Consider the following 2640-nt stretch of genomic DNA (forward strand, 5'->3'; position numbering starts at 1 on the left):
TGAGTATTCCGGGCGATTCTGAACCGCCATTCCGGTGACACAGTACCGCAAATCCGGCTTTGCGGATACCGTCGTTCTGGTTGATAGATACCGTGATTCCGGTTAATGAGTACCGCTTTCCTTTATAATGTATCTATGCGCTTTCATGCGTAAATACATTATGAAGGAGGTCATCGTTTATGACCAAGTATCGCGAGATCATCCGGTTAGCCGGATTAGGTCTCAGCCAAACCAACATTGCCCTCAGCTGCAATGCATCAAAGACAACTGTCAACAAGGTGCTAAAGGCAGCGAGAGAACAGAACCTCACATGGCCATTGGATCCAAAACTAACCGATCCGGTCCTCTGTGGATTGCTTTTCCCAAACCAGAAAGCAAAAATCACTACATCCAAGCGTATGCCGGATTATGCCCACATCCGCAAGGAACTTCTCCGTAACGGAGTAAACAAGAAGCTCCTTTGGACAGAATACCTTGAGGAATGTCGCCTCGCTGGTGATGAGCCGCTCATGTATTCCCAATTCTGTTATTATATCCAACAGGACGAGCAGAAGCGCCGCGCCACCATGCACATCAACCGCAAGCCCGGAGAGCAGGTTGAGGTTGACTGGGCCGGAGATCCGGCACATATCATTGACCCGGATACCGGCGAGATCCTGGATGCTCACATTTTCGTAGGAGTAATGACTTACAGCCAGTATCCATATGTGGAGGCATTTATGGATGAGAAACAGCCCTCATGGATTGCAGCACATGTCCACATGTATGAGTACTTTGGCGGTGTTGCCAAAATCCTTGTGCCGGATAACTGCCGCACTGCCGTGGATCGCAACAAGAGCTGGAAGGATCAGCGGATCAATGCTGTCTATCAGGAAATGGCTGAACACTATGGCACTGCAGTCATACCAGCCCGCATCCGGACCCCTCGCGACAAAGCAAATGCCGAGGGCAGTGTAGGCAATATCTCCACCTGGATCACGGCAGCCCTGCGCAATGAGCAGTTCTTCTCCCTCAGTGAGTTAAACCGGGCAATCCGTCAGAAACTGGAAGTTTTCAGCCGACGCCCCTTCCAAAAGAAGGCGGGCAGCCGGTACGAGATCTTCCGCAACGAAGAACTGCCATTACTGGCACCGTTACCTGCCACCCCTTATGAACTGGCGGAATGGAAACAGGCCACCGTTCAGTTCAATTATCACATATCCATTGCCGGAATGCTATACTCAGTGCCGTATGAATACATAAAGCGCAAAGTAGATGTGAGGGTTACAGATAAAACCATTGAAATTTTTTACAACCATAACCGGATTGCATTCCACCGCCGTCTGTACGGCCGCAAGGGACAATACAGCACGGTTACAGAGCACATGCCGGCTTCCCACCAGCAGTACCTGGAATGGAACGGCGACCGCTTCCGCAAATGGTCGGAACGGATCGGCTCCAGTACCCATCAGGTAGTTGATGCAATCCTTACCTCCAAGCGTGTAGAACAGCAGTCTTACCGTAGCTGTATGGGGCTTCTAAAACTGGCCGACAAGTATTCTGCCAACCGTTTGGAAGCGGCCTGCCGGAAAGCTCTCTCCTTTACGGCCACTCCCAGCTATAAGAGTATTAAAAACATCCTTGATACTGGGAGCGACCAGACGGAAGTATCCGACAAAAGTCAGACAGCGGGCAGCCATACAGAATCAGGAAAGAGCAGCCATGCGCTTACAAGAGGCGCTGATTACTACAGGAGGTAAGGGACTATGACTACACAAAGCACTATAGATAAACTCATTGAAATGCGCCTGACAGCTATGTCGGATGCATTCCGTACCCAAATATCTGATCCAAAGATGAAGGAGGTCTCTTTTGAGGACCGCTTCGGGATGCTGGTAGATATTGAATACAGCAACCGCAAGAGCAACAGCCTGAAACGCCTGATCCGAAATGCCGGATTTGATCAGCCAGATGCATACATTGGTGATATCAATTATACTTCCGGCCGCAAGCTGAACCGTGCATTGATCGAGAGGCTTGCAACATGTGAATATATCACGGAGCACAGAAATCTCTTTATCACAGGCGCAACCGGGAGCGGCAAGACCTATCTGGCATGTGCATTCGGGATGGAAGCCTGCAAGCAGCGTTACAAAACGAAATATGTTCGGCTTCCGGATCTGCTCCTGGAGTTGGAAATGGCACGTAACGATGGCACATACAAGAAGGTCCAGGGGAAATATGCCAACCCGATCCTGCTGATCATTGATGAATGGCTCCTGCTGAAACCAAATGAATCCGAACAGCATGACATTCTGGAACTTCTCCATCGGAGACGCAGGAGATCCTCTACCATCTTCTGTTCTCAGTATGATTCCAATGGCTGGTATGATCAGCTTGGCGGAGATGACAGCCCCCTTGCGGAAGCGATCCTGGATCGCATCAAGCATGATGCATATAAGATCAACATCATTCCGACAGATCCTGCGAATTACAGATCCATGCGGGAGGTGTATGGATTAGACCCCGCATTAAGCGAGTAAACTCGCAGGTGACAATTAATTAAATGTGGTATCCCTGTTCCGGACTCACGGTATCATAGCTCCGGACTTCTGGTATCCGTTCCTCCGGAACAGGGGTACATTTTCACCGTAATATACA

The 2640-nt window shown here is 49.8% G+C and carries 2 protein-coding genes; both read left to right on the top strand.

Annotated features, from left to right (window positions below; translation table 11 throughout):
* Positions 1 to 179 precede the first annotated feature (179 nt).
* Entirely contained in the window at positions 180 to 1739 is a 1560-nt protein-coding gene (istA, locus tag FGQ85_RS18015) for an IS21 family transposase (RefSeq protein WP_118638159.1), read from the top strand.
* Between the two features lie 6 nt (positions 1740 to 1745).
* Positions 1746 to 2522, top strand: coding sequence for an IS21-like element helper ATPase IstB (istB, locus tag FGQ85_RS18020; protein ID WP_118638157.1), 777 nt, complete (start codon positions 1746 to 1748; stop codon positions 2520 to 2522).
* The last annotated feature ends 118 nt before the right edge of the window (positions 2523 to 2640 follow it).

Origin of the sequence: Pseudoflavonifractor sp. BSD2780061688st1 E11 (assembly GCF_005844125.1) — a bacterium.
Classification (GTDB): domain Bacteria; phylum Bacillota; class Clostridia; order Lachnospirales; family Lachnospiraceae; genus Sellimonas; species Sellimonas catena.

Coding starts and splice junctions, on each gene's coding strand:
- istA (WP_118638159.1), top strand. CDS start 180: ATGACCAAGTATCGCGAGATCATCCGGTTAGCCGGATTAGGTCTCAGC.
- istB (WP_118638157.1), top strand. CDS start 1,746: ATGACTACACAAAGCACTATAGATAAACTCATTGAAATGCGCCTGACA.